12 protein-coding genes are annotated in these 18363 nt (G+C 43.3%); 2 read left to right on the top strand and 10 right to left on the bottom strand.

Going from position 1 to position 18363, the window contains the following annotated elements; translation table 11 throughout:
- Positions 1-497: 497 nt before the first annotated feature.
- The 4 genes from FOR85_RS09650 to FOR85_RS09635 all read right to left on the bottom strand — a co-directional run bounded on the left by FOR85_RS09650 (position 498) and on the right by FOR85_RS09635 (position 5180).
- Complete coding sequence (locus FOR85_RS09650; protein WP_144297753.1) at positions 498-2000, bottom strand: tripartite tricarboxylate transporter permease; 1503 nt, start codon at positions 1998-2000, stop codon at positions 498-500.
- A gap of 5 nt (positions 2001-2005) precedes the next feature.
- On the bottom strand, positions 2006-2461 hold the full coding sequence (locus tag FOR85_RS09645; protein ID WP_144297752.1) for a tripartite tricarboxylate transporter TctB family protein: 456 nt from the start codon (positions 2459-2461) through the stop codon (positions 2006-2008).
- Between the two features lie 97 nt (positions 2462-2558).
- A complete protein-coding gene (locus tag FOR85_RS09640; RefSeq protein WP_144297751.1) occupies positions 2559-3590 on the bottom strand; it encodes a tripartite tricarboxylate transporter substrate binding protein in 1032 nt (343 codons plus the stop codon).
- Between the two features lie 300 nt (positions 3591-3890).
- Positions 3891-5180 carry an SLC13 family permease gene (locus tag FOR85_RS09635; protein ID WP_144297750.1) on the bottom strand — a complete coding sequence of 430 codons (1290 nt, stop codon included), beginning with the start codon at positions 5178-5180 and terminating at the stop codon, positions 3891-3893.
- Positions 5181-5477: 297 nt separating this feature from the next.
- Between FOR85_RS09635 and FOR85_RS09630 the strand changes: the two genes are divergently transcribed.
- The gene (locus tag FOR85_RS09630; protein ID WP_144297762.1) at positions 5478-6203 is read left to right on the top strand and encodes a GntR family transcriptional regulator; all 726 of its coding nucleotides are present in this window, start codon (positions 5478-5480) and stop codon (positions 6201-6203) included.
- Positions 6204-6240: 37 nt separating this feature from the next.
- Here the strand turns inward: FOR85_RS09630 and FOR85_RS09625 are convergent, their stop codons facing one another.
- Positions 6241-7014, bottom strand: coding sequence for a sulfite exporter TauE/SafE family protein (locus FOR85_RS09625; RefSeq protein ID WP_190295540.1), 774 nt, complete (start codon positions 7012-7014; stop codon positions 6241-6243).
- A 425-nt stretch (positions 7015-7439) separates the two neighbouring features.
- On the opposite strand from FOR85_RS09625, the gene FOR85_RS09620 reads away from it, so the two are divergent.
- Positions 7440-8417 carry a glutathione S-transferase family protein gene (locus FOR85_RS09620; RefSeq protein WP_144297749.1) on the top strand — a complete coding sequence of 326 codons (978 nt, stop codon included), beginning with the start codon at positions 7440-7442 and terminating at the stop codon, positions 8415-8417.
- 93 nt (positions 8418-8510) lie between these two features.
- On the opposite strand, the gene hemB is transcribed toward FOR85_RS09620, so the two are convergent.
- The 5 genes from hemB to FOR85_RS09595 all read right to left on the bottom strand — a co-directional run bounded on the left by hemB (position 8511) and on the right by FOR85_RS09595 (position 17866).
- Complete coding sequence (hemB, locus tag FOR85_RS09615) at positions 8511-9518, bottom strand: porphobilinogen synthase (RefSeq protein WP_068406053.1); 1008 nt, start codon at positions 9516-9518, stop codon at positions 8511-8513.
- 251 nt (positions 9519-9769) lie between these two features.
- Positions 9770-11581 carry an efflux transporter outer membrane subunit gene (locus FOR85_RS09610; RefSeq protein ID WP_144297748.1) on the bottom strand — a complete coding sequence of 604 codons (1812 nt, stop codon included), beginning with the start codon at positions 11579-11581 and terminating at the stop codon, positions 9770-9772.
- Positions 11578-14826 carry an efflux RND transporter permease subunit gene (locus tag FOR85_RS09605; RefSeq protein WP_144297747.1) on the bottom strand — a complete coding sequence of 1083 codons (3249 nt, stop codon included), beginning with the start codon at positions 14824-14826 and terminating at the stop codon, positions 11578-11580. Before FOR85_RS09605 ends, FOR85_RS09610 begins: the two co-directional genes overlap by 4 nt.
- A 34-nt stretch (positions 14827-14860) precedes the next feature.
- Positions 14861-16255: an efflux RND transporter periplasmic adaptor subunit gene (locus FOR85_RS09600; RefSeq protein WP_144297746.1), complete on the bottom strand. Its 1395-nt coding sequence runs from the start codon at positions 16253-16255 to the stop codon at positions 14861-14863.
- 681 nt (positions 16256-16936) lie between these two features.
- Entirely contained in the window at positions 16937-17866 is a 930-nt protein-coding gene (locus tag FOR85_RS09595) for a polyprenyl synthetase family protein (RefSeq protein ID WP_200661691.1), read from the bottom strand.
- Positions 17867-18363: the final 497 nt, after the last annotated feature.

The raw sequence follows: 18363 nt of genomic DNA, 5'->3' as shown, positions 1-18363 counted from the left end.
AAGCAGAGTTATGAAAATACAGTCGCTCTTGCTTGTGCTTATATCTGGCTCAAATTATGAATGTTCAACACGCCCTAATATGATTTTAAATAACTTTGCGTTTTCGTGAAGTTAAAAATCGCTGTAGGCATTATAAATAAAGGGATGTAATATAAGATACATTTATGGGTTTTGGTTGACCTACCTTGACATGGTAGAGGTCGCTGGTTCGAATCTAGTTACGCCTACCAGATTCGAAAGCCCCAATCTTTATGATTGGGGCTTTTTTTATGCCCGTTTTACAAGCGTTGTAGCAAAAAATATCTGCACCCAACATTTTATAAACACAGTTTGATAATCAGCTCCGCACGATTCGAAAAGACGACATTAGCTAATGCAATGGTTATGTTTTTTGTAGGAAAATTAGACGATAGACGCTAGTTTTCCTAAGAAAATGGCAGTCATACTAAAAGTACAACCACCATAGCAAAGTATTTCAAGAACAAAATCGCTAAAATCTAAATAGCTGGTCTAAATTTTCTGCGATAGATACTGCGCAACACTGGCATAAACACCATCAAAATAGCCAATAACCATAACACCATAGTGATAGGGCTGCCCCACAGAATACTTAGCTCACCTTGAGAAATAGATAGCGCGCGTCTTAAGTTGGATTCCATCAGCTCGCCCAAAACATAACCTAAAATAAGCGCTGATAATGGGAAGTTTAACTTACGTAGGAAATAACCGAACACCCCGAGTGCGACCATAAAGACCAAATCAAAAGTCGTACTATGAATCGAGTATACGCCAACAAAGCTGACCGCAGCAATTGCTGGTATTAAAATATAATTTGGCACATTTAGCAATTTTGCAAATAAGCCAACCAATGGAATATTCATTACCAGCAAAATAACGTTACAGATAAATAAAGAGGCAATCAGACCCCAAACGATATCAGGCTGCTCGGTAAATAACTGCGGGCCCGGAGTGATGTTGTACAAAGTTAGCGCGCCCATCATGACCGCTGTGGTACCTGAACCTGGCACACCTAAAGTCAGCATAGGCACAAACGAGCCACAAGCTGAGGCATTATTCGCTGCCTCTGGCGATGCAACACCGCGCAGATCACCGTCGCCAAACGTACCTTTATCACCAGCGATTTTGCGTTCACTGGCATAAGTCATGGCGCTTGCAATAGTAGCCCCTGCACCTGGCAAGATACCAACGACAAAGCCCATTAAACCACTACGTAACATCGCGCCCAAGGTAAACATAAACTCTTTAAGGTTTAATAAACTACGCTTACCTTGCTCAATGACCTTGTGTCCAGTAGTAGTTTTTTCGAGTAAGATTAAGATTTCACTGACACTGAAAAAACCAATCACGATGGTGGTGAATTGGATACCATCAGATAGGTTGACCGAATCAAAAGTAAAGCGGTAAATCCCTGTAACCGCATCGACACCAACCGTAGCAAGCCCCAAGCCTATTAACGCTGAAACAGCTGTTTTGATAGGCTGATCACCAACTAATCCACTCAAGCAAGTGATGGCAAACACCATAAGTACAAAATACTCAGCAGGACCAAAGGATACCGCCCAGTTAGCCAATAGTGGAGCAAACAGCACTACACCGATAGTAGCAATAGTAGCGCCAATGAACGAGGCGACTGCGGATATCGATAAAGCAATACCTGCTTTACCTTGTAGAGCAAGAGGATTACCATCCAACGATGTCATGACTGCCGCAGCAGACCCTGGTACGTTCAGCAAAATTGCAGAAATACGTCCACCGTATTCACAACCAAGATACACTGCCGATAGCAAAATTAGCGCACTCTCTGGTGGTAAACCAAGGGCAAAGGCAAAAGGCAGTAATATCGCCACACCATTGATAGGACCAAGTCCAGGCAGCATACCGACAACCGTACCTATAAAAGCGCCGACAAGTGCTATCATTAAGTTTTCGGGTGTTGATGCGACAGCGAAGCCGTGCATTAAAAAATTAAAGGTTTCCATAATAGCTATCCCATTATCCCTGATAACAATCCAAGTGGTAACACGACATCTAATGCCATATCGAACAAAACGTACAAGGCAATACTGATCACAATTGAAAAGATCAGGCTCTTAATAGGACTACCTGCAAACAATAAACCAACTGCGAAACACATCAGTATGGTTGCAAGGATAAAACCTAAAACTTCAAATATCAGACTATAAACAGTCAAGGCAATGATGCACAAAATTAAATTTCTAATAACAGTTTTGTCGTAACCTAAATGAATGACTTTGGTAAAATGAGCGGGGCGAAAGGCAATCACTAAAGTCAGAAACGCCATAAGGGAAAAAATTAAAATAGGATAAGGGCGAGGTCCTATGGGGTCATAAGCGATAGGAGCAACATAACCAATAGCTAAATAGACTAAAAACAAGCTAAATAATGCCATGAGCCCAGAAAATAAACGTTCCATCGTCATAAGGAACACTCCTTGAGTTTTGAGGCAAAAAGGCTGACAAATAAATACATTGTCAGCCTTTAAAAAATACTATGAATACATAGTATTTGATCCATGGTTATTGGGCTTCAACAAGACCGTACTCAGCAGACAAATCGCGCAGCTCACTAGTACGCTTATAAACGTACTCTTGTAGCTCTTCACCAGTCATAGAGAAGGGTAGTAATTCTTGCTGCTCTCGTATTTCGGCAAACTTTGGATCGGCAAGCATGGTATCAAAAGAGTCTTTCCACCAGTTATAAGCGCTAGGGCTGACATCTGGACCCATGTAATAACCACGAACTACCGGCCAAGTGACATCATAGCCTTGCTCTTTGGCAGTAGGAATGTCGCTCATGCTGCCGTCTAATCTTTCATCGGCAAACACAGCCAACACGCGTAGTTTACCAGCATTAGCTTGTGGCATAAGCTCGGCAATACCGGCACTAACAGCTGTAATGTGATTACCCATTACTGCTGTAATTGCCTCACCGCCACCTTCCATCGCGACATAAGTCATGTCGCTAGGATTGACGCCAACGGCTTTGGCCAATATGGCAGTTTGCATCCAATCTTGACCACCGACACTACCGCCCGCGCCGAAGCTGACTGATTTTGGATTTGTTTTTAGAACCTTAACCAAATCATCTAAAGTTTTGATGTCTGAATCCGCATTGACGGCGACAGCGCCATAATCTGTGCCGACACCGGCTAGCCATTTCACATCTTTTTCAGTGAATTTACCAAATTTACCTTGTGATAAATTAAGAATAGAGCCGGTTGAGAAGGCAATAATGGCATCACCATTATCACGATCATTGGCAACGATTTTGTTATAAGCAACCGCACCAACCCCGCCTGGCATATAAGTCACGCGCATAGGATCTTTTAAGATGCCAGTGTCTTTCAAACCCGCTTGAGCAAGCTTACAAGTCAAGTCAAAGCCGCCGCCTGGCTTGGCAGGTGCGATACATTCAGGACGTGAAGGAGCAGTCAGCTCACTTGAGCCATCTGTCGCGGCTGCATCTGTACTGGTCGTTTCATTAGCGTTGTTACAGGCAGTCAAAGATAGAATAGATAGGCCAAGAGCCAGATAGGAAAGTTTTTTCACACGACACTCCTTGTGTGTATATTTGTACTAAAGTTTCAATAGAATTCTGATCGGCGCAACCCGTTATTAATGTTTGAAGTTACGATCAGACTAACGAAGTTTCTGCATTTCATCAAAATATGTTTTTTTGTCACTGTATAAAAGTAACAGAATATTTTGTAAATGACAAGAAACATATGTATGTCTGTATGAATTTTATTATACTATAGAGACGCATAAGGGTATTGACTATTATTCTTATGCTTAGCTTTCAGTTATAAATAACAAACACTTTTATAGCTTTCTCTTATTTATAAGGCATTAAAAGATAAGTTGGATCACTAAGATTGCTATTATCCCAACACAGATGTCTAAGGGCACAGCTTTGAATAACAGAGCAGTAAAGAGCTTATTTTTTTCTATAACGACTTGAGAGGCGCCTAACATGAGACTACCACCTGATGAAAAAGGTGATAGTGATGAGCTTTGCGCGCCCACAACAATACAGGTAAAGAGTAATAAAGGACTTATGCCAGAGGCAACGGCTAGGGGTAACACTATAGGAAACAAAGTAGGGGCGACGACGCCAAGTGTACTGGCAAATACGGACATGATTGCGCTGATAACGAAGACTAGCGTCGGTATCAACCAGATAGGGACGTTGGTACTGAGCCATTCGGTGAGCTCGTAAATGACCCCTACCTCTACACCGAGGCGAATCAACATACCGACACCGCAAATCATAATAAGCGTATTCCAAGGTATGAGTGCTATCACTGCTCTTTCGTCGCCTAACTTTAAAAATAGGCTGATTAAAGCAAAAATAACCGCGATAAAACCAATATCGATCCGAGCGTTCAAAAACTCAATCGCTGATACTTGCGGCATGAGTAGATTTAAAATAGGGACAATCAGCACAGTCGCCATCATGATAAAAATCAGCATAATAGATTGTTTTTGCTTACTATCAAAAGGCTCTGGCATTGTCGTTTCAATCGAGATTTTGCTATTTTTGGCATTGAACACGCTATAGCCACCCAAGAGAATTACAGGTATGACAAAAGTAGCAGCGAAAACCCCTAAAACATAAGTAAAGCTATTATCATTGGCAACGCCTGCGCCGCGCATCAGCTCTCTAAAGATAACGCCGCTTTGTGAGGTAATAAAGTTAGCACCGGCGAGCGCGCCATAATTGACAGATAAGGTGGCAATAACGATGTTTAAATTGGTACGTTTAGACAAAAGCAGAATCATCGGTGCCATTGTCGCCAAAACGGTGTAATAGCCTGCGCCTAAGCCTGCGACAACTGTAGCAACAAAAAAGATAATCAATGGCAAAAATGCTGGAAAATGACGACACCTATAGATTAAATGATTCGATAATTTCTCTAACGCACCGTTTGCGAGAGGGAAGTTATAAAAAAGCGTCACAGCAAAAATAACAAAGAAGATTTTTAGCGGCCATAGCTCAATAATCTCATAAGCCTTTAGACCCATACCGAAACAACCAATCAGATACGAAAACGCAATAGCAAACAAGCCGATATTGATTTTGGTGGTATAGCCTAAAATAATGCATATTACGATGGCTGCGAGAATATAAAGTGTCACAACTGCCCCTTGATTTTAACGGTATGAATTCTATAAAAAGCCATAGCAGCTTTTATAGAGTAAAAAGCAGTACGCTAATATCGAAAAATAACTTTATAAACGATAAGTCAAATAAGCCTTAGCAGCGCCTCTAATTAAGTAGAATGATAGCAAAAAAACTCATATGAATTAGATAAGGTTGATAATAACAAGCGGATCAAAAATACCTATTAAAACGATTAGAATAGTCTTACTTTTACGGCAATAATGTCGCTTAAAAAAATCGAGTTATTAAAAATTTTCCATGACGGTGAAACAATGATAGACAATTTCAAAAACTTTAAAATGCCACGATATGAGCAGGTAAGATGGCACATACAAACCTTACTGACAGAGAGCAAGTGGGATGAAAACACACCTTTACCTAGCGAGCAAGAGTTTGCTGATAAATATCAGGTATCGGTAGGCACCGTGCGTAAAGCGGTTGAAAAACTGGTGGAGGAAGGGGTTTTAATAAAACAGCAGGGCAGAGGGACGTTTTTAAAGCGTCCAGATTTTAATAGCTCATTATTAAGATTTTTTAAGTTTCGTGATAAAGAGTCTGGTTATGTCACACCAACGGGAATAATTAAAAAAATCTCAGTGATAGACGCGATTGATGATATTAACCAAAAATTAGATATAGATGAACATGAAGCGCTCATTTATATAGAGCGGGTTCGTATTGTCGAAGATAAAGTCTTACTGAGTGAAAAGATATGGCTTCCTAAAAACTGTTACGAAGCCTTTGCAAACTTGGCGCCTGAAGATTTTGAGAATCTTCTTTATCCTTTCTATTATACAAAGTGTGGACAGTTTGTGTCGTCTGCCGTAGAGACGCTATTTTTTATAACCAATCATATAGACCCTTATTTAGGCAATACTAAACAAGAAAGTTTGGTTAAAGTATGCCGTATTGCCAAAAATTTAGAGGGTGACTCTATCGAGTATAGAGAGTCATATGGATTGGCAGGGAAGTTTAGTTATGAAGTCAATATCATTTAATCATTATGATAGACCGTCAATGAAACCAAATGACTTATTAAAACAGCACATTAACGTTTCTTATTATCATTATTATCCCACTAATAACCATGAGTATGAGTAGCATTATTCTAAACTGACTAATCGTCATTCCCGCTAAAAAATGCTTGCCAATGATATTGCCGACGACCGCCCCTAACCCTAGTACCAGTCCATATAGCCAAAGCTTGGCAGGAAATACGCCAAAGAAAGCGTAGCCGCCGATTTGCATGATACCCACAAAAAAGGAGTTGGCAGTTTTGGTAGCAATCAGGTTTTCTTTTTCTAGTCCAGCATTCATATAAAAAGGGTTGAGTATAGGACCGAGACCACCGACCAAAGTACTCATAAAAGCAATGACAAAACCCAAAGGTATAAAGCCGAGTTTTGGCATATCAAAGGTTTTATCGACTTTACCGAACCTATATTGGAAAATGGTCGATACCAAAAATACGCCAACCAATAACTGAATCCACCCTGCATCCAAGCGACTAAATACCAAGGCGGCAAGCCATGCTCCTACGATAGCACTAGGAACATAGTATCTGGTCAAGGACCAATCAATGTCATGCCAAAATAGATAGAGCCGTGAGGCATTGCTAATAAGCGTGGCCAAATTGATCACGGGAGGCGTAACGGCTGTTCCTATCATTGAAGAGGTAACAGGTATCAATAGCATGGCCCCGCCGCCACCAGACACCGTAGAGATGATAAAAGCGACCATGCCAGCGACAAACAAGCCTGCCAAGTGCCAATTCGGGATGGTGTGCAATAGCTCTAAAACACTGGTCACTATAAAATCCTATTCCATCAAATTCTAAAGTATCTTAAATGACTGATAGTATGAGTAGTCGAGGTGTTTAATCTAGTAATCTACTTTATTAAGGCCTCTAAAATGCAAGTCGCGGCAATAGCCCGTAAAACTAATAATAGCTCAGTTCAAAATAATTGGTATTTAATGCTGTTTGAAAAAGACTTACATTATTTTAATCTTTGATAAAGTATGGTGGCGCCAACGCTCGCTCATTGTTGTTCCGCCAGACCTGCTAGTCATTAAGTTTTGTTTGAAAGACAAACAAAGCTTAATGGCTAGGCAACATAGAAATGTTACTATAACTCTTAAAACTAATAACGATGACAGTTATTTAATGCTGATTGTTTGCTAGCAGTCGTTTTTAATACCCATTCATTTAAAACTAAAATAATTAGGAGCAAAACATGGGCTTATTGGTCGATGGTCAATGGCAAGATAAGTGGTATGACACCGAGGCGAGCGGTGGACGCTTCGTACGCGAAGATGCTGGTTTTAGAAACTGGGTAACAGCGGACGGTAGCGCAGGGCCAACCGGCGTGGGTGGCTTTAAGGCCGAAGCCAATCGCTATCATTTATATGTCTCGCTTGCCTGTCCGTGGGCGCACCGCACCACGATTTATCGCAAGCTCAAAGGCTTGGAAGATATGATTTCGCTGTCTGTTGTGCATCCGTTTATGGGCGATAAAGGTTGGACGTTTGCAGAAGGTGCTGGCGTGATTGCCGATCCGATTGTCAATGCCAGCTATCTATATGAAGTATATGTCGCTGCCAAGCCTGATTATACCGGACGCGTGACCGTACCAATATTATGGGATAAAAAAACCAATACCATCGTTAGTAATGAATCGTCTGAGATTATTCGGATGTTAAATTCTGCTTTTGATGAAGCAGGGGCGACGGACGTTAACTTTTTACCAAAAGCGTTGCTTGCAGAAATCGATACGATTAATGAGTTTGTGTATTCAGCGGTGAATAATGGCGTGTATAAAGCAGGGTTTGCCACAACCGAAGCTGCGTACAAAGAAGCGGTAGTGACGCTATTTGACGCGCTTGATACGTTAGAGGTGCGCTTAGCTAACCAACGTTACTTGCTCGGTGATACGATTACTGAGGCCGATTGGCGCTTATTTACCACGCTAGTACGGTTTGATGCGGTATATGTTGGGCATTTTAAATGTAATATCCGCCGTATTGTTGATTATCCCAACCTTTGGGGCTATCTGCGTGATTTATATCAGGTGCCCGGTATCGCCGAGACGGTCAGTATCGAGCATATCAAGGCGCATTATTATACCAGTCACGCCAACATTAATCCCACGCGTATTATCCCTGTCGGTCCCGTGCTTGATTTTAACGAACCTCATGACCGTGCACGTTTCTAGCTTTTATTGAGCTTTTTAAATTAAGCTAAAAAAAATCGCGCTAGCTTGTATATAAGCTGGCGCGGTTCTTTGTATAAAACGATTTAATTTATATTAAGCGTTATTCAACTGACGAGCCGCTTCTAGGGCAAAATACGTCAAAATCCCATCAGCGCCTGCACGGCGGAAACCAATCAAGGATTCCAAAATCACCGCATCGGTTAGCCAGCCGTTTTGAATAGCAGCCATATGCATGGCGTATTCACCAGACACTTGATACGCAAAGGTTGGTACGCCAAAGGTGTTTTTAACTTCACGAATTAGGTCTAAGTACGGCTGACCCGGTTTAATCATCACCATATCAGCGCCCTCATTGATATCCATAGCAACTTCGTGCAGCGCTTCGGCGCGGTTGCCAAAGTCCATCTGATATTGCTTTTTATGCCCACCTTTTAAGTTGCCGGCACTCCCAACGGCATCACGGAACGGACCGTAGTAAGCAGAAGCATATTTGGCAGAGTAGGCCATGATAGCGGTGTTGACAAAGCCTTCAGCTTCAAAGGCATCACGCATAGCTTTGATACGCCCATCCATCATATCACTTGGCGAGATGATATCAGCGCCTGCACGGGCATGTACAAGCGCTTGCTTGACCAAGACTTCGACGGTTTCATCATTGACCACATAGCCGCTGTCATCGAGCAGACCGTCTTGACCGTGTGAGGTATAAGGGTCTAGCGCCACATCGGTCATCACCACCATTTCTGGTACGGCATCTTTGACCGCTTTAACGGCGCGCGCGCTTAAGCCATTTTCATCATAAGCCGATTTGCCATCAGGCGTTTTTAATGAATTATCAATGACAGGGAAGATGTCGATAGTGGTAACACCCTCTGCTAATAATTCTTTGGCATAATTAATCAACAGATCAATCGATAGGCGCTCAACGCCGGGCATGCTAGCGATTGCTTCACGCTTGTTTTCACCTTCTAATACAAAAACAGGGGCGATAAAATGCTTGGGATGCAGCTCAACTTCACGAATCATCGAACGCACGTTATCGTTATAACGCAAGCGACGTAGACGGGTTTCAGGGAATTGACGGTTAAAAGTATAAGTCATGAGGTTTCCTTATTTGATTTTAAGCATGGTTATCTATCAGCTTTATGGAAACAGCTGTTTTAAGACTGGCTTTTATAAGATTGGTATCATTAAGAGAATAAAAAGGTCGTTGGTATAATGTTGTACGATAACTGGCACTACTATAACCAATAGTGACTATCGAAAGCAAAAAGCCCTACCAAGTCGGTAGGGCTGATTGTAGATATCGACTATCAAGGTGAGGAAGATTTTCCCACAACCTTTAGAGCTACTTAATGCTCATTAATCTGCGTGACCGGTACTTGCTCAACATTGGCCTCTTTGCTAGTGGTCTTTTCAGTGACCACGCCGACAGCAGCGTCTGTCTTGCCATCGTTATTGACATCGACAACAGCCGTTGGGTTAAAAGTTGCTTTCTCTATTGGCTGTGCCTGCTTAATCGCTTGCGCTTCTTGTACAGAAGCCACGCGAGCTGAGCTGGCAGCTTCGATAGCATCGGCTGCTTTTGCTTTATTGCTATTGGCCGGTAGATTGACCAATTGCACTAAGTTTTTATGCGGTACAGGAATGACCGTTGGCACATCAAGATTAGCACCGCCACCTAGCACTTGATAAAGCTCGATTTGGCTGATGATTTTTTGTAGCTCTAAGTCCAAGATACCTTGTTGCGTTGAGAATAGCGAACGCTGCGCATCGAGTACGTCTAGGTAGTTGGCAATACCCGCTTTAAAGCGCGCATCGGCAATCTGATACGTTTGTTCAAAGTTATCTTGCAGACGGTACTGCGCGGCCAACTGGTCACCCAATGTCGCGCGTGTCGCTAGGACGTCCGATACTTCACGGAAAGCGGTTTGAATAGAGCGCTCGTAGTTTGCCAGCGTCTGTTCGCGCTCAATTTTCGCCACATCATAGTTGGCATCTAAGCGTCCCGCATCAAAAATAGGCACGCTAATGCTTGGACCAAATGACCAGCCAACCGAACCACTTTTGAATAAGTCATCCAAACTGCCACTACTCAAGCCCACGCTACTGGCTAAGCTGATAGATGGGAAGTAAGAGGCGCGCGCCACTTCAATATTGGCACCAGCAGCTTTTAGATTGTATTCTGCTTGCAACACATCAGGACGATAGCGTAGCAACTCACTTGGTAAGCCGGCGTTAAATATCTGCTGATTTGTGATATTACTGACCGCAGGCGTTGGAATAAGGTTGGTTGGAATCGGTCCACCGACCAAAAATTGCAAGGCATTACGCGCTTTTAGAATACTGCTTTGCGCCCGTAAGACAGCAAGTTTGGCATTTTCTAATGACGCACTGGCTTGCAAAGATGGCAGCTTAGGATCAATACCTGCTTCAAAGCGTTTATCGGCAATAAATAGTGATTTCTCACGACTTTCAACCGTGGCTTCTGCCAGTTTTAATTGCGCTAAGCTATAGCTTAAGTTGGCATAGCTTTGAGCAATATTACTGATTAGGCTGATTTGGGTGGTGTCTTTCGCTGCGGTAGTCGCTAGAAAGTTCTGTAACGCTTGGTCTTTTAAGCTGGCAATTTTACCCCAAAAGTCTAACTCATAGTTGGCAAGACCAAGATCGACTTTGTATGAGCTACTGGGGTTTTTATCGCGGCTATTTTGTGCTGAGCGCGTATAACCACCGCTACCATCAATTCTAGGTAGATCATTAAGATCGGTAATTTGATACTGCGCGCGTGCTTTCTCAATGGCTAAACGCGCACTTTCAAAGTCCTTGTTATTCTCTAAACCTAACGCAATCAGACCTTTTAAGCGCTCATCGCTGTAAAACTCCTGCCAGCGCTGCCCAGCGATACTGGCCTGATTGGCGCTGCTGACCGTTTCTTTGTCGAACGCGCCATAGGTTTGCTCGATAGGCACGTTTGGTTCAGCAAGCACAGGGCGCATATCCGCTTTTGGAATGGTGTTACAAGCAGCCATGCTCAGTGCTAAGGCTGTGAGGCCAATGAGGCGACCGCCATTTTTACGCAGTACTACTAGCGCTGGTTGGGCAGTGGTAGCTATAGAGACTACCGCTGCTGAGTTTAAAGTAAAGTTTTTTTGAGCACTCATTGTGTATTATCTCCAAAGCTTGCAGGCTGATAACTATCAGAAGGCATTGGGTCAGAAGGCGTTGGGTTTTGCGGGCCAGGTGTGCCGTCGTCACCGTCATCTTTATTGGTTGGTTTATTATTCTCATATTTGTAAGGGAATAAACTACGTACCCAAATAAAGAACATTGGAATAAAGAAGATACCTAAGATAGTTGCGGTGACAACACCACCTACCACGCTGGTACCAATGGCGTTTTGACTGCCTGAGCCCGGACCTGTGGCGATGAATAATGGCACAACACCAAGTCCAAACGCAAGTGAGGTCATGATAATTGGGCGCAGACGTTGACGCGCCGCTATCATAACCGCTTCTTTTAGCGTATTACCTTCTTCTTGATGTTCTTTTGCAAACTCAATAATCAAGATAGCGTTTTTGGCTGATAGACCAACCACCGTTAGTAGACCAACTTGCAAGTAGATATCGTTATTAAAGCCGCGTAGCCAGGTAAATATCACCGCACCTAGCACCCCAAGCGGGATGACCAATAGTACAGAGAAGGGGATGGACCAGCTTTCATATAGAGCGGCGAGACATAAGAATACCACCAAGATCGACAGGGCATAAAGCATCGGCGCTTGGGCACCTGACTTTTGCTCTTCAAGTGACATACCTGTCCACTCGTAGCCAATACCTTCAGGTAGCTTTTGCATCATCGCTTCCATTGAGCTCATCGCTTCACCCGTACTAAGACCAGGGGCGGCGCTACCTTGGATATTCATTGACGGTAAGCTGTTATAACGGGTCAGACGCGGTGAGCCTGATTGCCATTCACTGCTTGAGAACGCATCAAATGGAATCATTTCACCGGCATCATTACGAACATACCATTTGCCGATATCATCAGGATTGGTACGACTGCTTGGCTCGCCTTGGACAAACACGCGCTTAATACGACCACGGTCAACGAAGTCATTGATATAGCTTGAACCCCAAGCAGTAGAAATCACGCTATTAATATTAGCCAATGACAGCCCATAAGCAGCGGCTTGCTCTTGATTGATATTAATTTTTAACTGCGGCGCATCTTCTTGTCCGTTTGGACGCACGCCTGTTACTTGATCGTTTTGCGCAGCCATACCGAGCAGCATATTACGTGCTTCAAGTAAGCCTTCATGGCCGACGTTACCCGTATCTTGAATCATCAAATCAAAACCACTGGCGTTACCTAGTGCGGTAATAGCTGGCGGTACAATCGCAAAGACTTGCGCTTCATTTAATTGGGTAAAGAAATAGCCCATCGCTCGACCAGCGACCGCTTGAGCAGTATTTTCATCGCCGCTTCGCTCCGCCCAGTCTGTCAAACGTACGAAAGCCAGACCCATGTTTTGACCTTGACCGGCGAAACTGAAGCCTGCCACAGAGAACACAGACGCCACGTTGTCTTTTTCTTGGGTTTCATAATAGTTGGTGACTTTTTCTAGTACCGCTTCCGTTTCATCAAGCGTCGCCCCAGCAGGAAGCTGTACTAAGGTAAACATAATACCTTGGTCTTCCTCGGGTAAAAACGAGCCCGGAATACGTAAGAATACCACGGCCATGACGCCGATAATGGCGGCATAACCGATTAAGTATAACCACTTAAATTTAAAGCTTTTACCGACAGAATTTTCATACTTACGGCTGACTTTATAAAAAGAGCGGTTAAACCAACCGAAGAAACCTTTTTGCTCTTCAGTAGATCCTTTCTCGTGGCTCTTACTACGTTTTAGCAAGGTCACACATAGGGCAGGGGTAAAGATAAGCGCCACTAATGCTGACAGTACCATGGCGGTAATCAAGGTAATGGAGAACTGACGATAAATGACACCGGTTGAGCCACCAAAGAAGGCCATCGGTACGAAAACGGCCGATAGAATCAAGGCGATACCGACAACGATTTTACTAATCTCGCCCATCGATTGTATGGTCGCGTCTTTAATGGAAATATGAGGGTCTTCTTCCAAGATACGCTCAACGTTTTCGACGACAACGATGGCGTCATCGACCAGTAGACCGATGGACAATACCAAAGCAAACATGGTCAATACGTTGATACTAAAGCCAGCGATATATAAGACGGCAAAAGTACCTAGTAATACCACGGGTACAGCAAGCGTTGGAATAATGGTCGCGCGCCAGTTCTGTAAGAAAATGAACATGACGATAAAGACTAAAACAATCGCTTCGATTAGTGTTTTGACTACTTGCTCAATAGACAAACGTACAAATGGCGTGGTGTCATAAGGAACAACGGTCGTCAGATTTTTTGGGAAATTCTGTTCAAGCTCCGCCATACGAGCGCCAACGGCTTCACGAGTTTCAAGCGCGTTTGCACCACCCGCCAAAGAAATACCGAGACCAGCGGAAGTCTGCCCATTATAAAGCGCAGTCACACTATAGTTTTCACTACCGATTTCAACTTTTGCAACATCACCTAGGCGAACCTTCGCCCCAGAGGTATCGGTTTTTAATAAGATATTTTTAAATTCTTCAGGGGTTTGTAAATAGCTTTGCACGGTAACCGTGGCGTTAATAACCTGTCGATCCGTATCTGCAGGTGCTTGTCCTAATTGGCCAGCAGACACCTGCGCGTTTTGCGCACGTACGGCATTGACCACATCAGCTGGCACCAAGTTATAACTACGTAGCAGCGAAGGGTCAAGCCAGATACGCATGGCATAGGCTGAACCAAACACCTGCACTTCACCAACGCCTTCGACACGGCTGAGCTGGTCAACGACGTTTGAGTTGATATAGTCAGCAATATCGCTGTTATCCATACTGCCGTCTTCAGAGATAAACCCTTGTACCATTAAAAAGCTACTAGAGGATTTATTGACGTTGACGCCTTGACGCTGTACGGACTCAGGGAGTGAGCTCATCGCGGCTTGCAGTTTGTTCTGTACCTGTACCTGTGCGGTATCAGGATCGGTACCGTTTTCAAAGGTAAGCGTTACAGATGCGCCACCATTTGACGAGCTCGATGATGACATATACATCAAGCCATCAAGCCCTTTCATACGTTGTTCGATAATCTGAACCACTGAATCTTCAACGGTCTGCGCGTTCGCACCAGGATAGCTTGCGCTCACCGAAATGGTTGGCGGTGCAATGCGTGGATACTGCTCAATCGGTAGGTTAATAACCGATATTACCCCGATGAGCATGACCAAAATAGCCATCACCCAAGCAAAAATAGGGCGATCAATAAAAAAACGTGACATAGTATATTCCTAGTCTTCCTATCTTTGAATGGAATTAGTTAGCGGTAGATTCTGCTGGTTTTTTAGCAGAGGCATCTTTACTAGCTGGCTTATCCATCGCTTTTGCGGCTTGCTGCGGCGTTTGAGCAGTTGGCGCGCCCGGCTTAGCAGGGGCAGCATTTGGATTTTCTAAAGGTTTGGCGACGACTTCTTGCTCAGGTTTGACTTTTGAGCCACCGATCACCACCACTTTATCCCCTGCTTTTAAGCCATCAGTGACGACCCATTGATCTTTGTAGGTGCCATTAATAGTGACAGGACGTACTTGGATTTTGTTATTTTCATCAACGATATAAACTTGTGTTTCGCTTTTCGGTGTCCGCATTACTGCGCTTTGTGGCACTAAAGCGGCGTTAGTGATGACGCTTTGAGTCAAGCGCGCACTGACATACATACCCGGCAACAAGATATTATTCTTATTAGGGAAGACTGCACGTAAGGTCACAGTACCTGTTGATTCATCAACTTTTGCTTCTGATAATGCCAGCTCGCCACGTACCGGATACGTTGAGCCGTCCTCTAATACCAACTCAACCGAATTCATACCTGCTTGTGCTTTACCAGCAGAAATTTGCTGGCGTAGTTTCAGCAGCTCAGAGGATGACTGGCTGATATCGACATAGATAGGATCTAAGCGCGAGATGGTCACTAAAGGATCTGGTTGTCCGGCGCTAACCAAGGTACCAGCAGTAACGCTAGAGCGGTCAGTACGACCTGCGAGCGGTGCCCGTACGATAGTACGGTTGAGATCTAGTGTACTGGCTTGTAAGTTTGCTTTTGCTGTTTGGATACCAGCTTTAGCACTTTCAATACCTGCTTCTGTTTGCCCAATCGCCGCACGCGCGCTTTCGACTGCTGCTTGTGCGGTGCGAACTTGGGTAACTGCTTGGTCGTATTGCTGCTTTGAGATGGCATCAATTTCGATCAAGCCTTGCAAGCGATTTAAGTCATTTTGCGCTTGTGATAATGACGCTTGGCGACTGACCAGCTCAGCTTTGGCATTGGCGTTGTTTGCTAACGCCGTCTGATAATTGGCTTCAGCTTGTTGAATGGCCGCCTGCCCACTGGTGATAGACGTCGCGTAGTTATCGGTATTGATACGGTATAAAGGTTGGTCTTTTTTAACGTTGCTGCCTTCGCGGAACAACACCTCGTCAATAATTCCGTTTACTTGTGGGCGAACGTCGGCGGTTTGGTAAGCGGCGGTACGACCAGCAAAGGTTTGTACTTGCGGTACGGTATCTAAAGTGACAGTCTGAACGTTGACGACGGCAGGTGGCATCTGCTGCTGCGCCGCTGCCCCAGCTGCGTCCTCATTTTTATCACAGCCGACCAATACAGCGCCAGATAGTACAGATGCTATTACAAGCGCAAGAGTAGAGTGCTTCATCAATGTCCTCGGCAATATAAATATCATATAATAATTACAGTTTAAAAAGTTTATGGATAAATCTTAACGAAGTAAATATGAAACGTAATATGTCTTTACCGCTGTTAGAGTTCATTACTAAATAGATAATATAATAACTAAACACAGAACAATCGGCTAAGCAGATTTAAAGTAATGCATGATTATAAACTATAGGGTATACCCCACAGTCAAGATGCAAAAAAACCTTCATCTACCTTGTGATAAGCTCATTTCTCAATAAAGATTTAACAACCATTGATAATACAAGCGTAACGTTCTAAATACTTCGTAAGATTGGTAATGAATACCGTGCCAAAATATTGTTAAATTTTGTTTTTTTAAATACGATTTAGGGATAGTAGCAAGAAAACCATATAAAAATATAGCAGAAAATGGCATGTACAGAAAAACGATGTTTTAGCAATACTTAAGTGTGAACGCTAAAATCTCAGGGAAAAATAAGAACAACTGAACGAAGAAAGCGATGGGTAATGAAAAAGCTGCGTGTATAGCAACCTTATTTTCTCATTTTATTTATTTCATTATTATAAAGTACAACTTAACTAAAAATTAAATGGTCACATACTTTTTTATTGATGCCTAAACATTTTAAGCATCAATAATATTTTTAAGCATCTATAATATATAGGCTAGCAATATTTACACTAACCGCGCGCTAGCAAGCTCAGTCAGCTGATATAGCCCTTGACGGTAGCGGTTATCAGGTAAGCTGCTTAGCGCTTGCTGTGCCAGTTTGGTTTCTTCCAAAGCACGCTTTTTACAGTATTCAAGCGAACCTGACTGACGGACGAGCTCGATAAGCTGCTCAGCGTTTGGCGTTTTACCCGTTTGCACCGCAAGGCGTAATTGCTCATAGCCTGCTTTATCGCTGTCTTTTAATAGTTCAAGTGCCTTAATGGTTGGCAGCGTAGGTTTGCCTTCTGCCAAATCATCGCCCAAATTCTTGCCCATTACTTCACTATCGCCACTGTAGTCGAGTACATCATCGACGATTTGAAAAGCGTTACCGAAGTGTTGACCAAAATCAGCCAATGCTTGCAAGTGCTCGGTTTTATTTTGCAAAATAGCCGCGCCTTGGGTCGCCATCATAAATAAGCGTGAGGTTTTGCCATCAATGATATTGAGGTAGTCTTGTTCAGTGGCTGCAGGGTTATGCTGATGCTGTAGCTGTAAGACTTCGCCCTCGGCGATATCACAAGTACCATCGGAGAATACCTGCAATAACGGCAAGCTTTGAAAACCAACCAACAAGTTAAAAGCGCGGGCGATTAAATAGTCACCGACCAGCACGGCAGTGGCGTTGTCCCAAGTAGCATTAGCCGTTGGTTTGCCTCGGCGTTGACCCGACTCATCAATCACATCATCATGTACCAAGGTTGCCGTATGCAGCATCTCAGTAATCGCCGCCAGATGCATCGCTTGTTGCGATGGCTCGTCGCTAAACATGCGCGCGCACAATAAGGTAATCAGCGGGCGCATACGTTTGCCACCAGCATTGATTACATGCTGCGAGACGCTCATCACCAATTGGACTTTAGAATTCAAGCTGCCAAAGACTTGCTTGTCCATAATGTCAAAATCATCAGCAACGATGCTTTGAATATCGGCATAGCTTAGGGTGTCAGCATGGTTGGGTTCAGCATTGCTTGCTAAGTTAGTTAAGGGTGTGGTTGATGCTGCAGCGGCGTTAGATAAAGAGTTACTGGTCATAATGAGTCGTCATACCAATGAAAATAAAAGAGGGTTTGGATAGCGGTCTATCTATAATAATGCTTGCAGCAAATAATAGTTAGGCTAGCGTTTGACGCATAATAGCATAGCTGTTTAGGTCAATGGTTGATTTAAGTATAGCAGAAAGTAAGTTAGGACTTTTAATTTAGAGACGTGTTGTCCTTTTGATTTCTATCATTTTTAAAAATTAACTGGTTAGATTTTTTTAATTAGTCACTTATGTTAGCAACATTTTATTAATAATAGTCGTTAATAAGATTTATATTTACAAAAAACTGTAAGTCACTGATAATATAAGCTATAATAGCGGCTGTTGGATTTTAACCCATTCGCGT

The organism is Psychrobacter sp. YGAH215, assembly GCF_007280595.1.
GTDB lineage: Bacteria > Pseudomonadota > Gammaproteobacteria > Pseudomonadales > Moraxellaceae > Psychrobacter > Psychrobacter faecalis.
The sequence above is the reverse complement of the archived record's forward strand: the minus strand, read 5'-3'. Positions and strand labels throughout refer to the sequence as shown.